Genomic DNA, 21039 nt, shown 5'->3' with positions numbered 1-21039 from the left:
TGCTTCCTACAGTCGGAGACATGACGAAGAGCGACATCACCCCTTTCCGCGTCGAGATCCCGCAGGCCGCCATCGACGATCTCCGCGACCGGCTCCGGCGTACGCGCTGGGCCCCCGAGCTGCCCGGCGTCGATTGGGAGCGCGGCGTGCCCACGAGCTACCTGCGCGACCTGGCCGGCTACTGGGCCGACGGCTTCGACTGGCGCGCCCAGGAGGCGGAGCTGAACGCGTACCCGCAGTTCATCACCACGATCGACGGCGCGGACGTGCACTTCCTGCACGTCCGCTCGGCCGAGCCGGACGCCACCCCGCTCCTGCTGCTGCACGGCTGGCCGGGCTCGGTCGTCGAGTTCCTCGACCTCATCGGCCCGCTCACCGACCCGGTCGCGCGCGGCGGCGCCGCCGCCGGCGCCTTCCACCTGGTGATCCCGTCACTGCCCGGCTACGGCTTCTCCGGCCCGCTGCGCGAGACCGGCTGGACGGACGGACGCACCGCCGCCGCGCTGGTCGAGCTGATGACCAGGCTCGGCTACGACCGGTACGGCGTGCAGGGAGGCGACGTCGGCGCCTTCATCGCACCCCTGATGGGCCGGCTCGCCCCGGACAACGTCATCGGGGTGCACGTCAACGGCCTGCTCACGTTCTCGACCGGCGACCCGGCGGTCATGGGGTCGCTGACGGAGGCCGAGCGGGGGCGGCTGGGCGGGATGGAGGAGTGGCAGCAGAAGCTGGGCGCGTACATGAACCTGCAGGGCACCCGGCCGCAGACCATCGCCGCCTCCCTGCACGACTCCCCCGCCGGGCAGCTGGCCTGGATCGTGGAGAAGTTCAAGGACTGGACCGACCCGGCGGCCAAGCTGCCCGAGGACGCCGTGGACCGGGACCGCATCCTCACCAACGTGAGCATCTACTGGTTCACCGAGACGGCGGGGTCGTCGGCGCACACGTACTTCGAGCGGTTCAACGACTTCAGCGCGTGGGGGCCGGTGGAGCGCGGGACCGTGCCGACGGCGGCGGCGGTGTTCCCGACCGACTACTCCGTGCGGCCGCTGGCCGAGCAGGTGCACAACGTGGTGCGGTGGTCGGAGTTCGACCACGGCGGCCACTTCGCCGCCCTGGAGACGCCCGGCGTGCTCATCGGCGATGTGCGGGAGTTCTTCCGGTCGCTCGCCTGAGCCCCCGGCGGCATGCGAAAGCCCGGCTTCCACGCGATGCCGGGCCTCGCCGTGGCGTCAAGGGGACGCCTGTGCTGGGGCGCTCCCCGGGGCTGTTACGTTAGTGCGCGGTGCGCCGGGAAGTCTGGTCGGCTTGGACTGCCGGCTGAGCTCTCTCGGGGGACGATTCCCACCATGCGTGACGTTGACCGCGGCGGCGATCGGTGATGGTCGCGACCGCGCCGCTCTTAGCGCGATTCCGGCATCCGGGCCAGGTCGTGGACACCGGTTTCGGCCTGGTCATCGGGATCGGCACGGCCCTGCTGTCCCTGCCGGTCGCCACCACGGAGGGCGAGTCGGCGGGCTGGGTGACGGCCTTGTTCACGGCGGCCTCGGCCGTGTGCGTGACCGGGCTGGCGTTGGTCCACTACGAACTACCGGAGGAGCGAGTCATCGTTGGCTGAGCAAACGAGCAACCCGGTGGTGGTCATCGGGCTGGGCCGGTTCGGCACCTCGCTGGCGCTGGAGCTGACCCGGCGCGGCACCGAGGTGCTGGCCATCGACAACCGGCCCAAGATCACGCAGGCGCTGGCGGGGCAGATCACCCAGATCGCGACCGCGGACGCCACCGACATGGAGGCGCTGCGGCAGCTGGGCGTGCCCGACTTCTACCGGGCGGTGGTGGCCGTCGGCGGCGACATCGAGGCCAGCATCCTGGCCACGTCGCTGCTGGCCGAGCTGGAGATCAACGACATCTGGGCCAAGGCCATCAGCACCCAGCACGGCCGCATCCTCAGCCGCATCGGCGCCCACCATGTCGTCTTCCCCGAGCACGACATGGGCGAGCGGGTGGCGCACCTGGTCAGCGGCCGCATGCTCGACTACATGCAGGTGGATGAGAACTTCGCGCTGGCCAAGACCAAACCGCCGAAGGATTACGTCGGCGTGCCGCTCGGGCGGTCGAACCTGCGCCGCAAGTACGGCGTCACGATCGTCGCGGTCAAGGCGCCGGGCGAGGAGTTCACCTACGCCGACGCCGAGACCGAGCTGTCCTATGGTGACGTCATCCTGGTCTCCGGACGTACCGAACAGGTCGAGCGCTTCGCGGAGCTCCCCTGAGTGGGCACGGTCTTGGCTAGTCTGGTGAGCGGAGGCCATTGATGCGCGCACGCGATCTCGCCGTCGAATTCCCGACGGTCACCATGGACACCCCGGCCCTCGAGGCGGCCAAGCTGCTGGCCGAGCAGGACCTTCCCGGTCTCATCATCGTCGACGACGGGCGGCCGCTCAGCATCCTGCCGGGCACGCAGGTGCTGCGGCTGGCGGTCCCGCCGTACTGCCAGGACGACCCCGCGCTGGCGCGGGTGGTGGACGAGGCCCATGCCGACCTGTTCCTGCGCAAGCTCGGCGGCAAGACCGTCCGCGAGTGCCTGCCGGAGCAGCCCCGGGAGTTGCCGTTGGCCGACCTGAAGGCGACCGTACTGGAGCTGGCGGCGCTCATGGCCCGCACGCGCAGCCCGGTGGCCGCGGTCGTCGACGGTGAGGGGCGGCTCGTGGGGGCGGTCACGCTGCAGTCGCTGCTGGACCACGCGCTGGAGCTGTGATCACTGGGGGAAGCCGACGGCGAAGGCGCGCCTGAGGTAGTCCCACGCGGCCGCGCTGAGGATGCCCTTCGTCGCGGCCTCGGGTCCTCGGGCGTCGATCCTGCCGTAGATGGCGGACATGACGCTCCTGTCCCCGCCGGCCAGGCCGGCCACCGCAGCGGTCCACCGGCGCGCGAGGTCCTGTACGGCGGGATCCGCCGGGTCCGTACCGCGCCCGGCGTGGGCCTCGGCCTCGGTGGCCAGGCCGGTCAGCTCCTGCAGCCGTTGCGCGAAGCCGTCCTGGCCCAGCTCTCGGTGGCGTTCTCCGAACCTGGCGAGCTGTTCGGGGGTGAAGTGTTCCGCCTGCATCATCGCCTCCATCGTGTCGATGAGCTGGTCGATCGACGGCTCCTGCGCGCTGCTCAGCGCCTCGGCGAGGCCGAGCAGCCGCCGGCGCAGGGCACGCTGGCCCGCCAGCCGGTCTTCCACCTGCTCCAGCTGCCGGGCGATGGTCTCGCGCAGGTCGGCGCCGTCGAGGGAGCGGGCGATCTCGGCGAGCGGCAGCCGCAGCTCCCGCAGTGCCAGGATCCGGTAGAGCCTGCGCACATCGTCACCGGTGTAGACCCGGTGCCCGGCGGCGGAGCGCTCGGCCGGGCGCAGCAGGCCGATCTGGTCGAAGTGCCGCAAGGTCCGTACGGTCACGCCCGTGGCGGCGGCGAGGTCGCCGATCTTCCAGCGTCGTGCGTTCACATCGCCGACGCTAAGGGCTGACGCGGCGTCCGATGCAAGCGTGTCGCCCAGCCTTCCTGGTGGATCATCGTAGGGTGGTCACATGGGGAAGACCGCGGCTCGACAGCCCGTACCCGCCCGGCGGGCCGACGCCGAACGTAACATCGCCGCGATCCTCGAGGCCGGGACCCGGCTGCTCAGCGCCGATCCGTCCGCCAGCGTGGCCGACATCGCCAAGGCCGCCGGAGTGGGCCGGGTCACGCTCTACGGGCATTTCCCCTCGCGGGAGGCGCTGGTGGACGCCGTGCTCGACCACACGGTCGGCGTGGCGGACGCCGTGCTGGAGGACCCGTCGCTCGACACGGCTCCGGCGCCCGAGGCCATGGGGAGGCTGCTGCAGTCGTCCTGGGAGATCCTCGATCGGCATCGCCGGTTGTTCGTGGCCGCGGACCGGGTCATGGCGACCGAGCGGATCAGGGAGCATCACGACCGGCCGTTGCGCCGGGTGGAGCGGCTGATCGCGCGTGGGCAGCGGGACGGGGACTTCCGTACGGACCTGCCGCTGCCGTGGCTGGTGACGACGTTCTTCTCGATCATTCACAGTGCCGCCCAGGAGCGGGAGGCGGGACGGCTGGCGCCTGAGGACGTGGAGCTGGTGCTGGTCACGACGATGTTGTCGCTGCTCACCTCCGGCGAACGGTCCGGGCGGTCGCGCCGCGGTGGTCACGGATGAGTGCGATCACGGTGTCGGCGGTGCGGTCGAGGTAGGTGCGTCCATCGGGCAGGTGCGCCTCCGGGCTGATGTAGCTGTGCCGCCCGATGTGGGTGGCCGGATCGAGCCGGTGTGCGGTGATCTTTCCGGCGCGGGCGGCTCGGTTCCATCCGCTGCGGCGCAACAGCCGCCAGCGCTGAGGGAAGATCCAGGTGCCGACCCGCTCGATCCAGTCGCTGTCGCTCGTGAGCTGATACAGGTGACGGGCGTGGGTGAGATCGTTGGCGCCGTTGTGGAACCCGCCGAGGAGGATCAGCAGGAGCGGGGCACGCAGCTGGGTGTGCAGTTCTTCCACCGCGCCGGTGGCGACCTGGGCGCCGCCGCTGTAGCTGAGCAGCACCACGGGGATGCCGCTGTCGGGCCGGTAGCCGGACAGGCGCAGGTGGTGGGCGATCTGGTTGCCCACGGCACGGTTGTACAGGGGACGGTAGCGGTGGTCGGCGGCGACGAAGATCTGCATGACGTTGTGCAGGAAGAGCAGGAGCCCGATGCGGCGGCGCAGCCACTCCCACACAGGCCGGTTGACGAGCGGGTCGGCCAGCGGCGAGTAGGGCTGCACCTGACCCAGCACCCGCAGCTCCGGCGCTTTGGCGATCAGGGCCTTGACCAGTTGGCCCCCATCCCGCGTGTCGGTGAAGCGGCGTTTCCCGATGCCGTCCAGATAGACCAGGTAGGCGTCCGGAGGACGGTCGGCCTCCGCACCCCGGGCGTAGGGCATGCCCTGGGGGAGCTCGGTGGTGGGAGCCCGCCAGCCGGCTGTGTAGGCCATCACCTCGTAGCGGGCGAGCAGAGCTTCGGCGAGCAGGACCGGGCCGAGCACCAGGACGAGGAGCGGGAACTCGATCATGTGAGCAACTCCTGTCCTCTCATGACGCTGATCTTCATGACCAGGCGCCGGACAAGATCGACGGCGGCGGCCAGCCCGACTCCGGCGATGGCCACGCAGCCCGCGGCGGCCCACCAGCCCGCCCCCGTCATCGCGGCGAGCGGGGCGACCAGGCCGGCCCCGACCCCCACGAAGAGCAGCAGGTGCAGCAGGGGCCCGAGCAGCGGGAACGCGAGGACAGCGGCGAGAAGCAACGGGGCGAGCAGCCCGGGTGTCCAGGTCAACGCGGCGACGCCGGACAGCGGAGGGGACAGCACCAGCTCGGCGAGGGTCCATGCGGTCAGTGGCCACAACGCGAACACCGCGCCCTCGACCACGGCGCCGAGCAGCACGAGCAGGACCGCATGGGACCGTGACCCGATGGGCCGGCGGGCTACCAGGGGCAGGATCCGCCCGGCGGCCTCGGACAGCCCGGCGAGCAGCAGCAGGACGACGACGGAGGGTGACATCTCTCAGCGCTCCAGTGGCGAGTCCGCCGGGACCGGCCTGCTGACGCGTCCGGCCCGGTGCAGGTAGTGCTCGAGTTCGTCGGCGGCGCGCAGGTAGCCGCCGGCCTCGCGCTGGGCGACCTGCAAGGTGGCCGCCGCGGCCCGGAAACGGGGATCGTCGAGCAGGCGTCGGGCGAGGGCCTGCACGGGTCCCGGGGCGGCGTCCTGAGTACGGATCGACAGGCCGGCGCCGAGCTCGGCCACCCGCCGGGCCACCAGCGGCTGATCGGCGCCCTGCGGGACCACCAGCATCGGAACCCCGGCGTGCAGGGCCTCGTTGACGCTGTTCATCCCGCCGTGCGTGACGAACAGCGCGGCGCGGGCCAGCACCTCGGTCTGTGGCACGAAGCGGCGGGCGAGCACGTTGGCCGACAGCGGATCCAGCGCGGCCGGATCGGTGGGTCCGGTGGAGATGACCACGGTGCCGCCCAGCGGTGCGAGCGCGGTGGCGAAGGTACGCAGCAGCTGCGGCCCGGCGTCGAACACCGTACCCAGCGAGGCGTACAGCACCGGGGTCCGGAGGCGATCGAGCGGGAACGCCGGGTCGGGTGGACGGGCGCCCAGGCTGGGGCCGACGAACTGGTATGACGCGTCGAAGGCGTCGACGCCGGGCTGGAAGGCGCGCGAGGTGAAGACCAGGTTGAGCGGCTGGCGTACGTTCGCCAGGTCGAGCAGGGGCAGCCCCCGGGTGTCGTAGCGGCGGGACAACCCCCACCGCGACCGCAGGTAGCCCTGGACATTGCGAGGCCGCCTCGCCGCCGCGGCCAGCAGCTCCCACGAGCCGCGGGTGGGGCTGGGCCCAGACCGGTTGAACGCGAACGTGGTGAACAACGCTGCCGCCGGCACCTGGAGTTCACGGGCGGCGACCGCGCCCCAGGGGCAGGCGGCGCCGTGGACGATCAGGTCAGGCCGGACGCCACGTAGATCGGAAAGCACGGCGGGCAGCACACCGACGGCGGTGCGGGCCAGCCCGTCCAGCATGGTGACCGGCATCGGCGGATCGGCGAACGGCCGGTCAACCTCGGGGTAGAGGCACACGGTGGCGCCGGTGGCCTCGATCTCCTTCGCGAACGCGGGCGAGGTGTGATAGGTGACGCAGTGGCCACGACGGACCAGCTCGGCCACGACCGGCAGCGTCGGATTGACGTGCCCGTGCATGGCGATGTTGAGGAACGCGATGGTGCTCATCGGCCGGCCTCCGAGATCGAAGCGGTCCGTGCCCTGCCCAGACCGGCCGATGTCGCAGGAGGGCCCTCGACCCGATACAGGCCGGGCCCGCTGATGCGCAGCCCGTCGAGAAAGCGGCCCGCCGCCAGGCAAGCAGTGTTGATCAGCCGCTGGGAGTGGCCGAAGTCCCAGGGGGCGGGCCAGGCTTCGATGCCGGTCGGCAGCACGACGGTCGGAATCCGGCGGGACACCTCGTGCAGGTCGCGCTCGATCTGAGCGTGCCACAGCAGCAGCCCCGCCCTGGCGGCGACCGCACCGGCCCGCCGGGGCGGGATGGCCGGGCGCAGCGGCCAGCTTGTCGGGCCGGTCGACAGCACCACCACACTGGCCGCCCCTGCCTGCAGGGCCGCCCGCACCGGGACAAGAGCGATCACCCCGCCGTCGACGAGCGTCCGGCCGTCCCGATCCACCGGGGGCAGGATCCCCGGAATGGCGGCGCTGGCCAGCAGCGCGGACTCGAGATCTCCGTGGTCGAGCAGCGCCTGAGCGCCCGTGGACAGATCCATGGCCACCGCGGTGAAGGGGACCTCCAGCTGTTCGATCCGCGGCGGCAGGCCGGCCCGGGCGATCAGCCTGCGCAGGCCGCGATCGGTGCAGATGCTGGCCCGCGTGGGCAGGTAGCCGAGCGGAAACACCTCACGGCGCCGCACACGGGTCCACACGACATCCAGCCACGGCGCGGCCTTGCCCGGGTGAGCGGCCGCGATCGCTCCGTTGAGAGCGCCCACCGACGTTCCGATGACCAGGTCCGGGACGAATCCGCGCTGCTCCAACGCGTACCCGATACCGACCTGCGCGGCCCCGAGCACTCCCCCGCCCCCCACCACCACCGCCACGGGACGGGGAAGAGCACGCAAGCCCTCGCCGACGCTGTGGAGAGCCGAGGAGGCGGATCTCCGGCGATATCTCACATTCATGGTCCGTCCTCTCTCAGCACGGCGCCGACTCGGAGTCGTTCCTCAGCTAGGACCGGGCGGCCACCTCATCTGTGACTCCGTCGGCCAACTTGTTCGTTGCAGTCGTCGCGATGATCGCTGGCATGGAGGGCCCTCTTCTTGCGGTTCAGGCGAGATCGGCGAGGTCCTCCCCGGTGAAGGTGATCGACCGGGCCGCCAGGTTCTCCTCCAGGTGAGCCGCGGAGCCAGTGCCCGGGATGGCCAGGGTGACCGGGGACAGTGCCAGCAGCCAGGCCAGGGCGATCTGCTGGGCGGTGGCGCCGTGCCGTTCGGCGACCTTGACCAGGCCGGGGTCGTTGATGTCGGCTCTGCCGCCGCCGAGGGGGAAGAAGGGGACGAAGGCGATGCCGGCCTGGGTGCAGGCGTCCAGGACGGCCGTCTCGTCACGGTTGGCGATGTGGAAGTTGTTCTGGACGGCCGTGACGGGGGCGATCGCGCGGGCCTCGGCGAGATGGCCGGCGTCGACGTTGCTGAGGCCCAGGTGGCGGATCAGGCCCTCCTCGCGCAGGGCGGCGAGCGCCTCGAAGCGTTCGGCGAGCGACTCGCCGTGCGGGGGCTCCATCACGCCGATGCGCAGGTAGACCAGGTCAAGGCGATCCACGCCCAGGCTTTCGAGGTTGGCTTCGACCTGGGGCCGGAGGTCGGCGGCAGTGCCCTGGCGGGGACCGCCGGGGCCGAAGACCGGGCCGACCTTGGTGGCGATGACCAGATCCTCCGGATAGGGGGACAGGGCCTCGCGGATCAGGGTGTTGGCGCGGACGGAGCCGTCCTGGCTGCGGTAGAAGTCGGCGGTGTCGATGTGGTTGACGCCGAGCTCGACGGCGCGGCGCAGGACGGCGCGGCCGGACTCAGGGTCGCGGGCGGGTCCGCCCGGGCCGGCCTGGGGCAGGCGCATGGCGCCGAAGCCGAGCCGGTCGATCGTCAGGTCGCCGCCGAGGCGGAAGTGGTTGGTCATGTCTTTCCTCGTGATGTGATGTGGTGCCTGCGAGACGGCGGCGACGACAGCCGCTCCAGGCGGGAGACGCCCCGGTCTCGCCGCAGGCGGTTGCAGGGACTGAGCCCTCGACGAACGTGACCGTCTCCTCGATCGGCGCGCGGCCCGTGCGGATGTAGTCGACCGTGACGTCCTCGAACCCGATCGACATGCCGCAGAAGAGGACGAGGCCGTCCGGAGGGTGCACGATGTCCGCGACGGTCTTGCGATAGACCGACCACGCCATCTGCGGGCAGCTGTGCAGCCCCTCGGCGCGCAGCAGCAGCATGACGGTCTGCAGATAGATGCCGAGGTCGGCCCATTGGGGCGGGCCCATGTCGCGGTCGATGTAGCAGAACAGGGCGGCGGGCGCACCGAAACAGTCCCAGTTCGCGGCAGCGGCCCTCTGGCGCGCCTCCCAGTCATCGCGCGTGATGCCGAGCGCGCCGTAGCGCTCCCGGCCGAAGGCGGATCGGCGCTCGCGGTAGGGGGACTTCAGTTCGGCCGGGTACATCTCGTATTCCCGCTCGTCCCAGGGGTCGCCCGTGGCCAGGCGCTCGCCGGCGCGCTTCTTGAGCTCGGCCAGCGGCTCGCCGGTCACCACGTAGACGTGCCAGGGCTGGAGGTTCGATCCGGACGGCGACCAGGCCGCTGCGGACAGCACACGCTCCAGCACCTCTCTCGGGACAGGCCGGTCGGTGAATCCGCGCACCGCGCGCCGGCTCGTGACCGCCTCGTAGACCTCCATGATCGCTACCCCCGTCCGCTCCACGTGTCTACTTTCGTTACATTCACTACGGTATCACGCGCGATAGTATCATTCAATACTATTTGGACGCAGTTGAGCCCCGCACATCATGAAGCTCGATCCCCGTCGGCGACGAAGCCCTGACCGGCGCGCGGCTCGCGCTTACGCCTCGCCGCCCGCGGGATAGGCGAACCGGGTCAGCAGATCCCGCAGCCGCTCGGCCTCGCCGGGCCCCAGGCCGGCGACCAGACGCTCAGCCAGCGGCTCCGCCGCCACATGGGCCGCGTCGAACAGCTCGACACCCTGAGGCGTGATCTCCACTGCCCGCGCCCGCCGGTCCCCCGGAACGCTCTTGCGTACGGCCAGCCCCTTACGCTCCAGATCGTCCACGACCCGCATGATCCCCGCCTTGTCCGACCCCGTCGCCGCCGCCAAGTCCCGCTGCACCGTGGGCCCGCGGTCGACGAGCACGATCAGCACGGCGAAATGCCGCAACTCGATGCCGAGCGGCCGAAGCGCCTCTGCCATCACCGTGGCCGCACGCCAGTGCGCCTGACGCAGCAGCAAGCCGAGAGCGAAAGGCGAGGCATCCCCGGGGCGGTCGGTCGCACGCGAGGCAGTGGTTTTGCGAGGCACATCAGCGGTCATGAGACCATATTACCCACTATCCTCTCATTCGATATGGTTTCATGTGAGAGTACATGCGATCGTGAAGCGGTCCGCATTGGTGTTCGCCCTGCCGAGCGTGCTGTGCGCCAGCATGGAACTTATCCGTTTTGTCCATTTAGGGCCGCGCGCACGCCAGGCTCGACGGCCGCGCGGAAGGCGGCGTCCAACTCGGCGGGTGAGGCGGCGCTCTCGCCGTCCACCCATGCCCGCAGCAGCCCCATGAACGCACCGACCACGCAGACCACCAGCAGGTCGAGCGCGGCCGACGCCCGCGCCCCCGCGGCCAGGAGCTCCTTCCTGACGACGGCCGCGAGCAACTGCTCGCCGCGCGCGTGCACCAGCCCGCCGCTGCGCCGTCCCATCAGCGCCCGCACGAGCCGGCGCTGCTCGTGCACGTGCTCGAACATCGGGAGGCTGAACGCGAACAGCTCCCCCGGCCCGTCCACCGGCGCGGGATGGAGGAAGGCGAGCCCGTCGAGGTTGCTGAACAACACGTCCTGCTTGTCGGTGAAATGCGCGTAGAAGGTGGACCGGCCCACGTCGGCCCGGTCGATGATGTCGGTGACGGTCACCGCGTCATAGCCCTTCTCCAGGATCAGCGCCACGAGCGCCTCCTGGATCATCCGCCGGCTACGCCGGACCCGCCGGTCTCCGGACAATTCCCGCCTCCTGTTCAGTACGGCACACCATGGCCGGCCTGCTCGTTGACCGAGCTCCAGTATGAACGCATCATTCATAACCGAACAGGTCGTTCGACAATGTCGGGAGGGCACTGCCATGGGTCTCGGAAAGCTGCTGCACCACCATGCCGAACACGCCGATGAGGGCGGCACCATCGACCGCCCGCGGGCGTACGAGATCTTCGCCTCGATCGGCTTCGTGGGCGGCCGCCGCGCCGCCTTCACCCGCCTGGCCACCGCGGCCCGCCCGCGGGCCGGCGACCGGATCCTGGACGTCGGCTGCGGCACCGGCTATCTCTCCCGGATCCTGGCCCGGGTCGCCGCGCCCGGCGGCCACGTCACCGGCCTGGACCCGTCCCCGGCGATGATCGAGTACGCCACCGGACGCGCTCCGGGCAACTGCACCTACGTGATCGGCCAAGGGCAGGACCTGCCGTTCCCCGATGGCTCCTTCGACCTGGTGGTCTCCAGCCTCGCCGTGCACCACATGCCCGCCGCCGCCCGGCCCGAGGCGATCCGGCAGATGTTCCGGGTGCTCCGGCCGGGCGGGCGGCTGCTCATCGGCGAGTTCCGCCCGCCGGCCAACCACCTGGCCAGGCGCCTCGTCGGCCTGCTGTCCGGCCCGGCCATGCAGCACGACCCGCGTGACCTGCTCGGCACCATGATCCCGGACGCCGGCTTCGTGGTGGAGTCCGAGGGCGACCTGCCGTACCTGCTGTACTACGTCCGAGCCACCCGGCCGGACGGGCAGGGGGAACGGCTCGCCTGACGCCGATGTCCATCGGCCCGTGAACTACGGCATTCTTGACCGGTGGAATTCCGTGACGCGGACCGACTTCTCGCCGACGCGCGCGCTCTGCTCGACGAGCACACCTCCGTCCACCGCCAGGCCAAGGACGCCCTCGACGCGCTCCGCATCGACCTGGCCAGGGCGGGGCTGGGCGAGATCTCCGTCTCGCGGCTGCGGGACGTGACCGACGGCCGGCTGCGCATCGCGACACTGGAGAAGGCCGGCTACACCACGGTCCGCCAGGTGCTGGAGGCCTCGCCGTACCAGCTGTAGTTGCTTCCGGGGATCGGCGCGCGCACGGCGGGGCAGATCCACGCCGCCGCCCGGCAGCTCGAGCAGGCCGCCGCCGAGGCCGCGAGCATCCGCATCGACGTCGAGCGGCGCGACCAGCCGACCACGGACCTGGTGATCGCCCTGCAGCGCCTGGTGAACGTCGGCCCGGATCTGCCCCGCGCCCTCGACGCCGCCCGCGACCTCGACCGGCGGCTCGCGCCGCTGCTGGCGCAGGCACGTCCGGCGCGCAGCCGGCTGCGGATGATGGTCACGCTGCCCAAGCGGCGCCGGCGCGCCCGCGAGGCGGTGGCGGCGATCGGCGAGCTGCTCGCCGGCGCCCGCGCGACCAGGCTGCTGCTCACCCAGGTCACCACGGATCTGCTGCGTCCCGCCGCACGGGACTTCGAGGCGTGGACGGACTTCGAGTCCCGCTCGCCTGAATACTTCGGCCTGCTCGCCGAGCTGGCCGGCGAGCCCGTCGGCACGGGCCAGGGCCTGCTGCCCGACGACCTGGCGGCCAAGGTCGCCGCCCAGCCGCTCGACGACACGCACCGCCGGGTGTCGCTGCGCGGCTACCAGGCGTTCGGCGCCAGGTTCGCGCTGGCGCAGGGCCGGGCGATCCTGGGCGACGAGATGGGGCTGGGCAAGTCGATCGAGGCCATCGCCGCGCTGGCCCACCTCAAGGCGCTCGGCATGACCCATTTCTTAGTGGTCTGCCCCACCAGCGTGCTGATCAACTGGGTGCGCGAGATCGAGTCGCGCAGCACCCTGCGGGCCTATCCGCTGCACGGCCAGGCGCGGCTCGCGGCCCAGCAGGATTGGGCACGCCGCGGCGGCGTCGCCGTGGCCACCCTCGACGGGCTGCACCGGCTGGAGGCGGGGGTCGAGGTCGGGATGCTGGTCGTGGACGAGGCCCACTACGTCAAGAACCCGGAGACCAAGCGCTCCAGGGCCGTCGCCGCCTTGTGCGCCCGCACCGAACGGGTGTTGTTCCTGACCGGCACGCCCATGGAGAACCGGGTGGAGGAGTTCCGCGTGCTGATCTCGTACCTGCGCCCCGACCTGGCCGCGGACCTGCGCACCAGCGACGTCGTGGCGGGGGCGCAGGCGTTCAGGAAGGCGGTGGCGCCGGTCTACCTGCGGCGCAACCAGGAGGACGTGCTCGCGGAGCTGCCCGACCGGGTGGAGGCCGATGAGTGGGTGGAGTTCAGCGGCGCCGACTTCGAGGCGTACCGGCAGGCGGTCGCGGCGGGCAACTTCATGGCCATGCGCCGCGCCGCCTATGCCGAGCCCGCCACCTCGGCCAAGCTCAAGCGCCTGCTCGAACTGGTCGAGGACGCCGCGGCCAACGGGCTGAAGGTGGTGGTGTTCTCCTATTTCCGCGCGGTGCTCACCGCCGTGGGGGCCGCGCTGGACGGGCGGGCGCACGGGCCGATCTCCGGCGGGCTGAGCGCGGTGCGGCGGCAGCAGGTGGTGGACGACTTCTCGGCGGCTCAGGGGCACGCGGTGCTGCTCAGCCAGGTGCAGGCGGGCGGCGTGGGGCTCAACCTGCAGGCCGCCTCGGTGGTGATCATCTGCGAGCCGCAGGTCAAGCCGAGCATGGAGACGCAGGCCATGGCACGGGCCCACCGGATGGGGCAGGTACGCAAGGTGCAGGTGCACCGGCTGCTCACGGTGGACTCCGTCGACCAGCGCATGCTGGCCATCCTGGACCGCAAGTCCGCGCTGTTCGACGCCTACGCCAGGCGCAGCGACCTGGCCGAGTCCGCGGCCGAGGCCGTGGACGTGTCGGAGAAGGAGCTGGCCCGGCTGGTGGTCGAGGAGGAGCAACGCCGCCTCCTGGCCCCTTCCCCCGCCGATACGCCCGACAGCTGATGGATCAGGCCGATGACGTCGCCGTCGGCGCCGCGGCACGCGGATCGCTCAGGCGCCGATGGGCGCGCACCATCGGGAGCGCTCAGGCGCCGATGGCCGCGCCCAGCATCGGAAGCGCTCGTTCCAGAGCGCGTTCCCAGTAGGGAAAAGTGTGGGTGCCCTCGCCGTAGAAGTCGGTGGTGATGCGTACGCCCGCCGCCCTGGCCCGCTCGGTGAAGGTCTGCGCCTGGGCCAGCAGCGCGCCCTCGTAGTCGCCCGTCGCGCCGGGCGGATCCAGCGGGCCGGGCCGGCCGTCGCCGCAGGACACGTAGAGCTGAACGTCCTTCAGCCGGGCCACGAGCGCGGTGGGATTGTGGGCCTCCCACACGTCCCTGTTCTTGTCCGGGTCTCCCCAGAGGCCGTCGGGGTCCTCGCCGTTGCGGCGCACGAGGGCACGCGTCTCGCTGCGGTCGCCGGTCGTGTCCAGGACGCCGGAGAACGACGCCGCCGCGCGGAACATGCCCGGGTTCCTGGCGGCGTACGCCATGGCGCCGAGCCCGCCCATCGACAAGCCGGCGATCGCCCGCTGCGGCCCCGCGCCGAACACGGCCTCGATCAGCGGGATGAGCTCCTTGATGTGGTAGGTCTCCCATTTCCTGCCGCGCAGCCAGTCGGAGTAGAACCCGACCTGGCCGCCGTCCGGAACGACCACGATCGCCCGTAAGCCGCTCGTGAGCCGCTGCGCGCCGCCCTCGTCGACCCACACGAGGTGGTTGGGGCTGCAGCAGCCGTGCAGCAGGTAGAGCACCGGCCACGGGCCGGAGCCCAGCCTCCAGCCCTGCGGCAGCAGCACGCGTACCGAGGTCGTCGTGCCGAGCGCCGGTGACCGCACGGTGAGATCCTGCGCGCGCTCGCCGACCTGCTCCCGCTCCACCACCCGCGCGCCGCCCGCCTGCTCGGGCGTGGCCGCGCGGCCGCGCAGCACCACGACGGCGACGACCACGACGGCTAAGACCACGATCGCGGCCACGGTCGCCCAGACCCAGCGCTTCCGCATGGGACGCTCACCCTTCGCGCATCGTCGGATCGACCCCCCGCAACATCATCCCCTGCCCGCGCGAGCGGTGCACCTCGCCGGCCGGGGCGTCCTCGGGGTCGCGGAACTGGATGAGCAGGGTCGTGCGGGCCTCGGCCGCCCGGTTCACCCCGGACCCGTGCACGGTGAGATACGTGAAGAACAGCACGTCCCCCGCCTCGGCCTCGACGGGGACGGCGGCCTCCAGCGGCCACTGCGACAGCGGCAGGTGCCAGCCGCCCTCCTCGATGTGGGGCAGCATCCCGTCGCGGTGGCTGCCCGGCACCACGCGTACGCACCCCTTCTCCTCCGGAGCGTCGTCGAAATGGAAGATGGCCGCGCCGACCGTGTGCCTGGTGTGCGGGAAATGCGCGGCGTCCTGGTGCATGGGGAACGGCGAGCCCTTCTCCGCCGGCTTGACGAAGATCTTGGTGTGGTGGAGTTGCACGTTCTCCGATCCCATCAGCGCGGCCGCGACGTCGGTGAAGCGCGGATCGACCATGAGCCGGGCGAACGCCGCCGCGTAGAACTGCGCGTCGTGGCAGTGACGCAGCTCCGTGGGGCGGCCGGCGAGCTCGCGTGCGCTGCCCCAGGTGGGGTCCATGCCCTGTAGGCGCGCCAGCACGGCATGACACTCCTCCCGGTACGCCGCCGCCTCCTGCCGGCTCAGCAGCCCTTTGACCAGCACATATCCGTTGTCCCGGTAGGACCGCACCATCGATGCATCACTCATGCCGCACTCCCGTTCGCCTGTGTGATGGTTCATGCCCCGCGGCGCGATGTACTCAGCATGGTCGGCATGTACTCCGAGGCTCACGAACTCCGGTTGCCGCACCCGGTGCGCAGGGGCGATCATTCGGTCATGACCACCGAGGCCCGGCGGGCCGACGTCCTACGCGTGGCCGGCTGGATCCTCGGAGTGCTGGGCGCGTTGCTCGGAGTCGCCGCCCTGCTGCTGGCCCTGCCCGATGGTCTCGCCGGCGTGGTATCGGCAGTGGGCGTGGCAGGCGGCTCCTGCGTCAGCGTCCTGTGCGCGATCATCATTGATCACAAGCCCACCAACCGGGCCGCCTGGGCGTTGCTGGCAGGCGGATGGCTGCTGGCCGCCGACAGCCTCGGCTACAGCTGGGCCGTCCTGCACACGCAGGAGGGCTCCTCCTCGCCGCTGGTCGCAGCCACGGCCTTCGCCGTGGACACCCTGGCCGGCGAGTCGCTGCCGCTGTTCTTGCTGCTGTTCCCCGATGGCCGCCTGCCGTCGAAGCGGTGGCGGCCGGTGCTGGCGCTGTACCTGACGGGCTGGGCGGCGACAGGAGCGGCCGCCGCGACGGCCGTCTGGCCCTCGGGTGAGCCGATCATCGCGCTGTACGTCGGAGGGCACGTCGAGGCACTGCCTGCGCGGCTGGGCGCCGCCGAGACCGTCACGGCCGCCACCGACCTGTTCGGCATGCTGTTCCTGCTGGTGGGCATCGCTGCTGTGGTGGTGCGCCTGCGCCGAGCCCGTGGGATCGAACGCACACAGCTGCTGTGGGCGGCCTGGGGACTCGGCGTCACGGTGGCGATCATGATCGCGGCCACGGCCGCGTCGGGAACCCTCAAGACCGTCCTGGCGGTGCTCGCGCCGCTGCCGTTCTACGCTGCCATCACCGTGGCCATGCGCCGCCATCAGCTGTTCGACGTGCAGCGACTGATCCGGCGCACCATCACCTACACCGCCATCTCCGCGTTCCTGCTAGGCCTGTACGCGGTGGTGGCCGTCGGCGTGGGCGCGATCGCCGGTCAGGTGGGCGCCGGTTCCTCGGTTGCCGTGGCGGCGGCGACCTTCGCGGTCGCGGCGGCTTTCCGTCCCGCGCTGCGGCTGGTGCGGGCTGTCGTCGACCGGCGCTTCGATCGCCGTACCTGGCTGGCCGTGCAGGCATTGGAGGCCTTCACGGGACGGCTGCGCGCGGGCACCGCAGCGCCGGCCGATCTGCTGGCCGCCTTACGCCAGGCGGTCGACGACCCGACCGCGCGCGTGGCCTATGTCGAGGACGGGCAGTCGATCGACCTGGACGGCAGCCCTGCCGATCTCGGCGACCCGCAGCCCGGGCGGCTGCGCCGGGAGGTGACGGCCGGTGGTTCGCCCGTGGCCGTGGTCGATCTGGATGCGCGGCTGGCCAAGGAGCCGCGCCTGGTTCAGGCCGCGCTGGCCGCCGCCGCGCTCCCGCTGGAGAACGCCGCCCTGCACGCCCGCGCCGCTGTGCGGCTGGCCGACGTACGGGCCTCGCGCAGCCGTATCGTGGCCGCCGAGGACTCCCAGCGGCGGCGCATCGAACGCGACCTGCACGACGGTGTCCAGCAGCGCCTGGTCGCGCTCGCCCTGCGGCTGCGCATCGCCGAGCGCGAGGTGACCCCCACCAGCCACCGCGCCGCCACCGTGCTCGGCGAGGCGGTGGAGGAGTTACGCGCCACTGTCGACGAGCTGCGCGAGCTCACCCGCGGCATCCTGCCCCCGGTCCTCACCGACGAAGGACTGGCCGTCGCACTGCGCACGGCCGCGGCACGACTGCCGCTGCCCATGACCCTCGACGTCACGACCGAGCGATTCCCACCCACGATCGAGGCCACCTGCTGGTACGTGGCAGGCGAGGCCATGGCCAACGCCGTCAAACACGCCGATGCCGCCACCGTGCGCCTGAGCGTGCACCGCACCGGCGACAGCGTCGTCCTGCAGGTCGACGACGACGGCGCGGGCGGCGCCGGCGTGGTCTCCGGTGGCGGGTTGCAGGGGCTCAGCGACCGGGTGGCGGCCGTGGGCGGCCGGTTCACCCTGACCAGCCCTTCCGGGGCAGGCACCCGGCTGACGGTGGAGCTGCCATGCGCGTCGTGATCGCGGACGACAGCGTCCTGCTGCGCGAAGGCATCGCCGGCCTGCTCGCCAACGCCGGTTTCCAGGTCGTGGCCAGCGTGGGCACCGCCGAGGCGCTCGTGGAAGCCGTCAGCGTCCATGAACCCGACATCGCCGTCATCGACATCAGAATGCCGCCCACGCATACCGATGAAGGGCTGCGCGCGGCCACCCGGCTGCGTGACAAGCAGCCGGGCCTGGCGATCTTGCTGCTGTCCCAATGGGTCCACGCCGGACGCGCGCTCGACCTGTTCCGCAACGGTGCGGGGCTCGGCTATCTGCTGAAAGACCGCGTCATCGACGTCGACGACTTCCTGGAAGCGCTGCGCCGCATCGCCAAGGGCGGCACCGTGCTCGATCCTGACGTCGTCGCCGCCCTGGTCGGCGCCCATCCCGGACAGAACGCGCTGAGCCGCCTCACCGACCGGGAGAGGCAGGTGCTCGCGCTCATGGCCGAGGGCCGCTCCAACAGCGCCATCGCCGAACGCCTCTTCCTCGGCCGCAAAACCATCGAAACACACGTCAACGCCATCTTCACCAAACTCGACCTCGGCCCGGCCGGCGACGACAACCGCCGCGTCCTGGCCGTCCTGACCTGGCTGCGCGCCCAGCAGTGAACACGCGCCGGATCCGGCGACCAAGCCTGCCAGGAGCCCGTACTCCGGGAAAACCCGGACCCGATCAACGGGCCACCACCCGTGAACGACCACCCCCGGCGAGGCCATCGTGGTGGCCATGAGCGCACACCACCCGATCCCCGCCGCCGACATCGCGGCCGCTCCCAGCCGCCGAGCCATGGGCTCCGTGCTGGCCGCCATCAGCCTCATCGCCGCCCCGGCACTGCTCGCCCTCGGCCTCGCCCTGTACACCAGCCCATGGCTCGACAGCGTCCCGGACTACGCGGCGATCGACACCGGCCACGCGCAGATGCTGCTGTCGACCAACCTCTCCCTGGCCGCCTTCCCGTTCCTGTACGGCTCGGCCGTCGCCGTCGCCATGGTGGCCCGCCGCGCGCGATGGCTGGCCGGCAGTGGACTGACCTGTTCTTTCCTCGGCCTGACCGCGATGCTCGTCAACGGTGTGGTCGATTTACCGCTGATCATGATGGCCGGCATCGGCGACAGGACAGGTTTCGCCGAACTGGCCACCAAACTCGACACGCAATTGCCGATCGTGTCCTACCTGTTCCCGCTCTACCTCCTCGGCACGATCTTGCTCGCCGCCGCCCTCTGGCGGACCAGGACGGTGCCCCGGTGGTCGGCCGTCTGCATCGGCGCCGGAGGCCTGTTCCCCCTCGCCATCATCACGGGGATCGGAGCGACCGCGCTGGTCGTCGCCGCCATCCGCATCGCGGGAGCCATCCCCCTGGTCAAGACGCTGTTGAGCAAGTAGCCGACCAGGCCCCTCGGATCGCGGACGATCCGAGGGGCACTGTGCTGAGTCCGAACCCGGTGGAGAAGGAGCTCGCCGGTCGGTAACGTGACCCCGTAAAACGTTTCATTACGGTCATCGGGGAAGGTCTTCCTTGGATTACGAACGCCAGCCATACCGCCGGTGCGGCCGCAGCGGACTGCTCCTGCCCGCCGTGTCGCTCGGCCTGTGGCACAACTTCGGTGAGGGCAAGCCGGTCGAGACCCAGCGCGCGATCCTGCACAAGGCGCTCGACCTGGGCATCACCCACTTCGACATCGCCGACCGCTACGGGCCCCCGTTCGGCGCCGCCGAGGCCGCTTTCGGCCGGATCTTCCCGAAGTCGCTGCGGGATGAGGTGGTGGTGACCACCAAGGGCTTCAACCCGATGTGGGACGGCCCCTACGGCTACGGCGGCTCCCGCAAGCACCTGCTGGCCACCCTCGACCGGTCGCTGGAACGGCTCGGCCTCGACTTCGTGGACATCTTCTACCTGCACCGGGACAACGAGGACACGCCACTGGAGGAGACGGCCGCCACGCTCGACCACATGGTCCGCACCGGCCGCGCCCTGTACGTCGGCGTCTCCAACTTCTCGCCCGAGCGGACCGCCGCGATCGCCGGTCTGCTGCGCGGTCTGGGCACGCCGCTGCTGGTGCATCAGCCGTCCTACTCGCTGCTCAACCGGGGCATCGAGGAGGCGCTGCTGGGCGTGCTGGAGCAGGAGGGCGTGGGCTGTGTGGTCTACTCGCCGCTGGCCCAGGGCCTGCTCACCGACCGCTACCTGAACGGCATCCCGGACGACTCGCGGGCCGCCGAGGGCCGTTTCCTCACGCCCGACCGGGTGACGCCGGAGGTGCTGTCGTTCGTGCGCGCGCTGTCCGAGGTCGCCGCCGCACGCGGCCAGACGGTCGCGCAGCTGGCGCTGGCCTGGGCGCTGCGCGACCCACGCATCACCTCCGTGCTCGTCGGCGCCTCCAGCCCCGAGCAACTGGAGGCCAATGTCGCCTGCGTGGACCGCCTCGACTTCACCGACGACGAGCTCACCGCCATCGACCAGGCCGCCAAGGAGGCCGGGATCAGCGCGTAATCGTCGGTGCCGGCGGCCGCACGGTCATGAGGGCAGCGACTCCGTCAGCGTCCTGGCCGCCTGCGTGACGAGTTTGCCGTACTCCGGTCTGCGGTCGTCCGGCATGCGGCTGGCCGGGGTCGAGATGCTGAGGCTGGCGACCGGCCCGTCGGGGCCCAGGACGGCGGAGGCGACGGCGGCGATGTCGGAGCGCCACTCGCCGCGGTTGTCCGCGTAGCCACGGGCGCGCACCTCGGCCAGCTCGGCGCGCAGCAGCTCAGGGTCGGTGATCGTGGTGCCGGTGTAGGCGGGCAGCTCGTCGATCGGCCGGTCCAGGTGCGCGAGCACGGCCTTGCCGTTGGCGGAGGCGTGCAGCGGCAGCCTGATGCCGAGCGGCAGCACGATGCGCAGCGGCTTGTCGGTCTCCAGCCGCTCGATGAGGACGACCGCGTCCCCCTCGGGAACCATGAGGTGGATGGTCTCGCCGGTGCGCTGGCGCAGCTCCTCCATGACCGGCAGCGCCACGTCCCGCAGCCCCAGCTCGGCCCGGCGCCCCACCTGCAGCGCCTTGCTGGTCACCTGCCAGCGGGTGACCGCGCCTCCGGCGGGCCTGATCCACCCGGCCTCGTGCAGCGTCCGCAGCGAGCGTTGCACGGTGCTCTTGGGCAGGCCCAGCCCGCGGGCCAGCTCACCGACGCCGGCCGGCTGGCGTACGGCGACCTCTTCGAGCACCCGGAGCGCGTTGATCACGTTCTGCATCCATTGACTCCTCTGCGGGCTGAAATCTAATGTTAATGAACCGCAACACGGCACGACGTG

24 protein-coding genes are annotated in these 21039 nt (G+C 71.4%); 12 read left to right on the top strand and 12 right to left on the bottom strand.

Translation table 11 applies throughout. The features are described from left to right. Positions 1 to 20 precede the first annotated feature (20 nt). The 4 genes from ACTWQA_RS04300 (at position 21) to ACTWQA_RS04285 (ending at position 2758) form a co-directional block, all read left to right on the top strand. On the top strand, positions 21 to 1175 hold the full coding sequence (locus ACTWQA_RS04300) for an epoxide hydrolase family protein (RefSeq protein WP_443157987.1): 1155 nt from the start codon (positions 21 to 23) through the stop codon (positions 1173 to 1175). Between the two features lie 206 nt (positions 1176 to 1381). Then, positions 1382 to 1618, top strand: coding sequence for a hypothetical protein (locus ACTWQA_RS04295; RefSeq protein ID WP_443157986.1), 237 nt, complete (start codon positions 1382 to 1384; stop codon positions 1616 to 1618). Further along, a complete protein-coding gene (locus ACTWQA_RS04290; protein ID WP_305920384.1) occupies positions 1611 to 2273 on the top strand; it encodes a potassium channel family protein in 663 nt (220 codons plus the stop codon). Before ACTWQA_RS04295 ends, ACTWQA_RS04290 begins: the two co-directional genes overlap by 8 nt. Positions 2274 to 2314: 41 nt before the next feature. Next, positions 2315 to 2758, top strand: coding sequence for a CBS domain-containing protein (locus ACTWQA_RS04285; protein WP_305920383.1), 444 nt, complete (start codon positions 2315 to 2317; stop codon positions 2756 to 2758). Here ACTWQA_RS04285 and ACTWQA_RS04280 read toward each other — a convergent pair whose 3' ends face one another. Continuing rightward, a complete protein-coding gene (locus ACTWQA_RS04280; protein ID WP_443157985.1) occupies positions 2759 to 3487 on the bottom strand; it encodes a MerR family transcriptional regulator in 729 nt (242 codons plus the stop codon). An 82-nt stretch (positions 3488 to 3569) separates the two neighbouring features. Between ACTWQA_RS04280 and ACTWQA_RS04275 the strand changes: the two genes are divergently transcribed. Beyond that, positions 3570 to 4199 (top strand): TetR/AcrR family transcriptional regulator, encoded by a 630-nt coding sequence (locus tag ACTWQA_RS04275; protein ID WP_443157984.1) that lies wholly within the window; start codon positions 3570 to 3572, stop codon positions 4197 to 4199. Here ACTWQA_RS04275 and ACTWQA_RS04270 read toward each other — a convergent pair. The 8 genes from ACTWQA_RS04270 to ACTWQA_RS04235 form a co-directional block, all read right to left on the bottom strand. Next, positions 4150 to 5085, bottom strand: a complete 936-nt coding sequence (locus tag ACTWQA_RS04270) for a hypothetical protein (protein WP_443157983.1) — start codon at positions 5083 to 5085, stop codon at positions 4150 to 4152. The genes ACTWQA_RS04275 and ACTWQA_RS04270 overlap by 50 nt on opposite strands. After that, on the bottom strand, positions 5082 to 5573 hold the full coding sequence (locus ACTWQA_RS04265; RefSeq protein WP_443157982.1) for a hypothetical protein: 492 nt from the start codon (positions 5571 to 5573) through the stop codon (positions 5082 to 5084). The genes ACTWQA_RS04270 and ACTWQA_RS04265 overlap by 4 nt, the downstream gene beginning before the upstream one ends. 3 nt (positions 5574 to 5576) lie before the next feature. Beyond that, positions 5577 to 6800, bottom strand: a complete 1224-nt coding sequence (locus ACTWQA_RS04260; protein WP_443157981.1) for a macrolide family glycosyltransferase — start codon at positions 6798 to 6800, stop codon at positions 5577 to 5579. Then, a complete protein-coding gene (locus tag ACTWQA_RS04255; protein WP_443157980.1) occupies positions 6797 to 7756 on the bottom strand; it encodes a patatin-like phospholipase family protein in 960 nt (319 codons plus the stop codon). The genes ACTWQA_RS04260 and ACTWQA_RS04255 overlap by 4 nt, the downstream gene beginning before the upstream one ends. A gap of 145 nt (positions 7757 to 7901) precedes the next feature. After that, complete coding sequence (locus ACTWQA_RS04250) at positions 7902 to 8750, bottom strand: aldo/keto reductase (RefSeq protein WP_443157979.1); 849 nt, start codon at positions 8748 to 8750, stop codon at positions 7902 to 7904. After that, a complete protein-coding gene (locus ACTWQA_RS04245; RefSeq protein WP_443157978.1) occupies positions 8644 to 9516 on the bottom strand; it encodes a nitroreductase in 873 nt (290 codons plus the stop codon). Before ACTWQA_RS04245 ends, ACTWQA_RS04250 begins: the two co-directional genes overlap by 107 nt. A gap of 162 nt (positions 9517 to 9678) precedes the next feature. After that, a complete protein-coding gene (locus ACTWQA_RS04240; protein ID WP_443157977.1) occupies positions 9679 to 10164 on the bottom strand; it encodes a MarR family winged helix-turn-helix transcriptional regulator in 486 nt (161 codons plus the stop codon). Positions 10165 to 10283: 119 nt separating this feature from the next. Then, the gene (locus ACTWQA_RS04235; RefSeq protein WP_443157976.1) at positions 10284 to 10844 is read right to left on the bottom strand and encodes a TetR/AcrR family transcriptional regulator; all 561 of its coding nucleotides are present in this window, start codon (positions 10842 to 10844) and stop codon (positions 10284 to 10286) included. A 118-nt stretch (positions 10845 to 10962) separates the two neighbouring features. On the opposite strand from ACTWQA_RS04235, the gene ACTWQA_RS04230 reads away from it, so the two are divergent. Genes ACTWQA_RS04230 through ACTWQA_RS04220 form a run of 3 tightly spaced genes read left to right on the top strand, consistent with a single transcriptional unit; the run spans position 10963 to position 13803 of the window. After that, on the top strand, positions 10963 to 11634 hold the full coding sequence (locus ACTWQA_RS04230) for a class I SAM-dependent methyltransferase (protein ID WP_443157975.1): 672 nt from the start codon (positions 10963 to 10965) through the stop codon (positions 11632 to 11634). A gap of 42 nt (positions 11635 to 11676) precedes the next feature. Continuing rightward, a complete protein-coding gene (locus ACTWQA_RS04225) occupies positions 11677 to 11928 on the top strand; it encodes a hypothetical protein (protein WP_443157974.1) in 252 nt (83 codons plus the stop codon). Continuing rightward, entirely contained in the window at positions 11929 to 13803 is a 1875-nt protein-coding gene (locus tag ACTWQA_RS04220) for a DEAD/DEAH box helicase (protein ID WP_443157973.1), read from the top strand. It begins immediately after the preceding gene. A gap of 82 nt (positions 13804 to 13885) precedes the next feature. Here the strand turns inward: ACTWQA_RS04220 and ACTWQA_RS04215 are convergent, their stop codons facing one another. Both ACTWQA_RS04215 and ACTWQA_RS04210 read right to left on the bottom strand, forming a co-directional pair. Further along, positions 13886 to 14839 carry an alpha/beta hydrolase gene (locus ACTWQA_RS04215; RefSeq protein ID WP_443157972.1) on the bottom strand — a complete coding sequence of 318 codons (954 nt, stop codon included), beginning with the start codon at positions 14837 to 14839 and terminating at the stop codon, positions 13886 to 13888. A gap of 7 nt (positions 14840 to 14846) precedes the next feature. Next, positions 14847 to 15590 (bottom strand): phytanoyl-CoA dioxygenase family protein, encoded by a 744-nt coding sequence (locus ACTWQA_RS04210; protein WP_443157971.1) that lies wholly within the window; start codon positions 15588 to 15590, stop codon positions 14847 to 14849. Between the two features lie 66 nt (positions 15591 to 15656). Here ACTWQA_RS04210 and ACTWQA_RS04205 point away from each other — a divergent pair, with 66 nt between their 5' ends. The 4 genes from ACTWQA_RS04205 (at position 15657) to ACTWQA_RS04190 (ending at position 20241) form a co-directional block, all read left to right on the top strand. Then, a complete protein-coding gene (locus tag ACTWQA_RS04205) occupies positions 15657 to 17723 on the top strand; it encodes a sensor histidine kinase (RefSeq protein ID WP_443157970.1) in 2067 nt (688 codons plus the stop codon). Next, entirely contained in the window at positions 17711 to 18358 is a 648-nt protein-coding gene (locus tag ACTWQA_RS04200) for a response regulator (RefSeq protein ID WP_443157969.1), read from the top strand. The genes ACTWQA_RS04205 and ACTWQA_RS04200 overlap by 13 nt, the downstream gene beginning before the upstream one ends. Before the next feature lie 118 nt (positions 18359 to 18476). Further along, positions 18477 to 19133 carry a hypothetical protein gene (locus tag ACTWQA_RS04195; protein WP_443157968.1) on the top strand — a complete coding sequence of 219 codons (657 nt, stop codon included), beginning with the start codon at positions 18477 to 18479 and terminating at the stop codon, positions 19131 to 19133. Between the two features lie 133 nt (positions 19134 to 19266). Then, positions 19267 to 20241, top strand: a complete 975-nt coding sequence (locus ACTWQA_RS04190) for an aldo/keto reductase (protein WP_443157967.1) — start codon at positions 19267 to 19269, stop codon at positions 20239 to 20241. A 24-nt stretch (positions 20242 to 20265) separates the two neighbouring features. Here ACTWQA_RS04190 and ACTWQA_RS04185 read toward each other — a convergent pair whose 3' ends face one another. Then, complete coding sequence (locus tag ACTWQA_RS04185) at positions 20266 to 20979, bottom strand: IclR family transcriptional regulator (protein WP_443157966.1); 714 nt, start codon at positions 20977 to 20979, stop codon at positions 20266 to 20268. Positions 20980 to 21039 lie beyond the last annotated feature (60 nt).

Origin of the sequence: Nonomuraea sp. 10N515B, from assembly GCF_052245915.1 — a bacterium.
GTDB lineage: Bacteria > Actinomycetota > Actinomycetes > Streptosporangiales > Streptosporangiaceae > Nonomuraea.
Note: the sequence above shows the minus strand (reverse complement) of the source record. Positions and strands in the feature narration are given on the sequence as shown.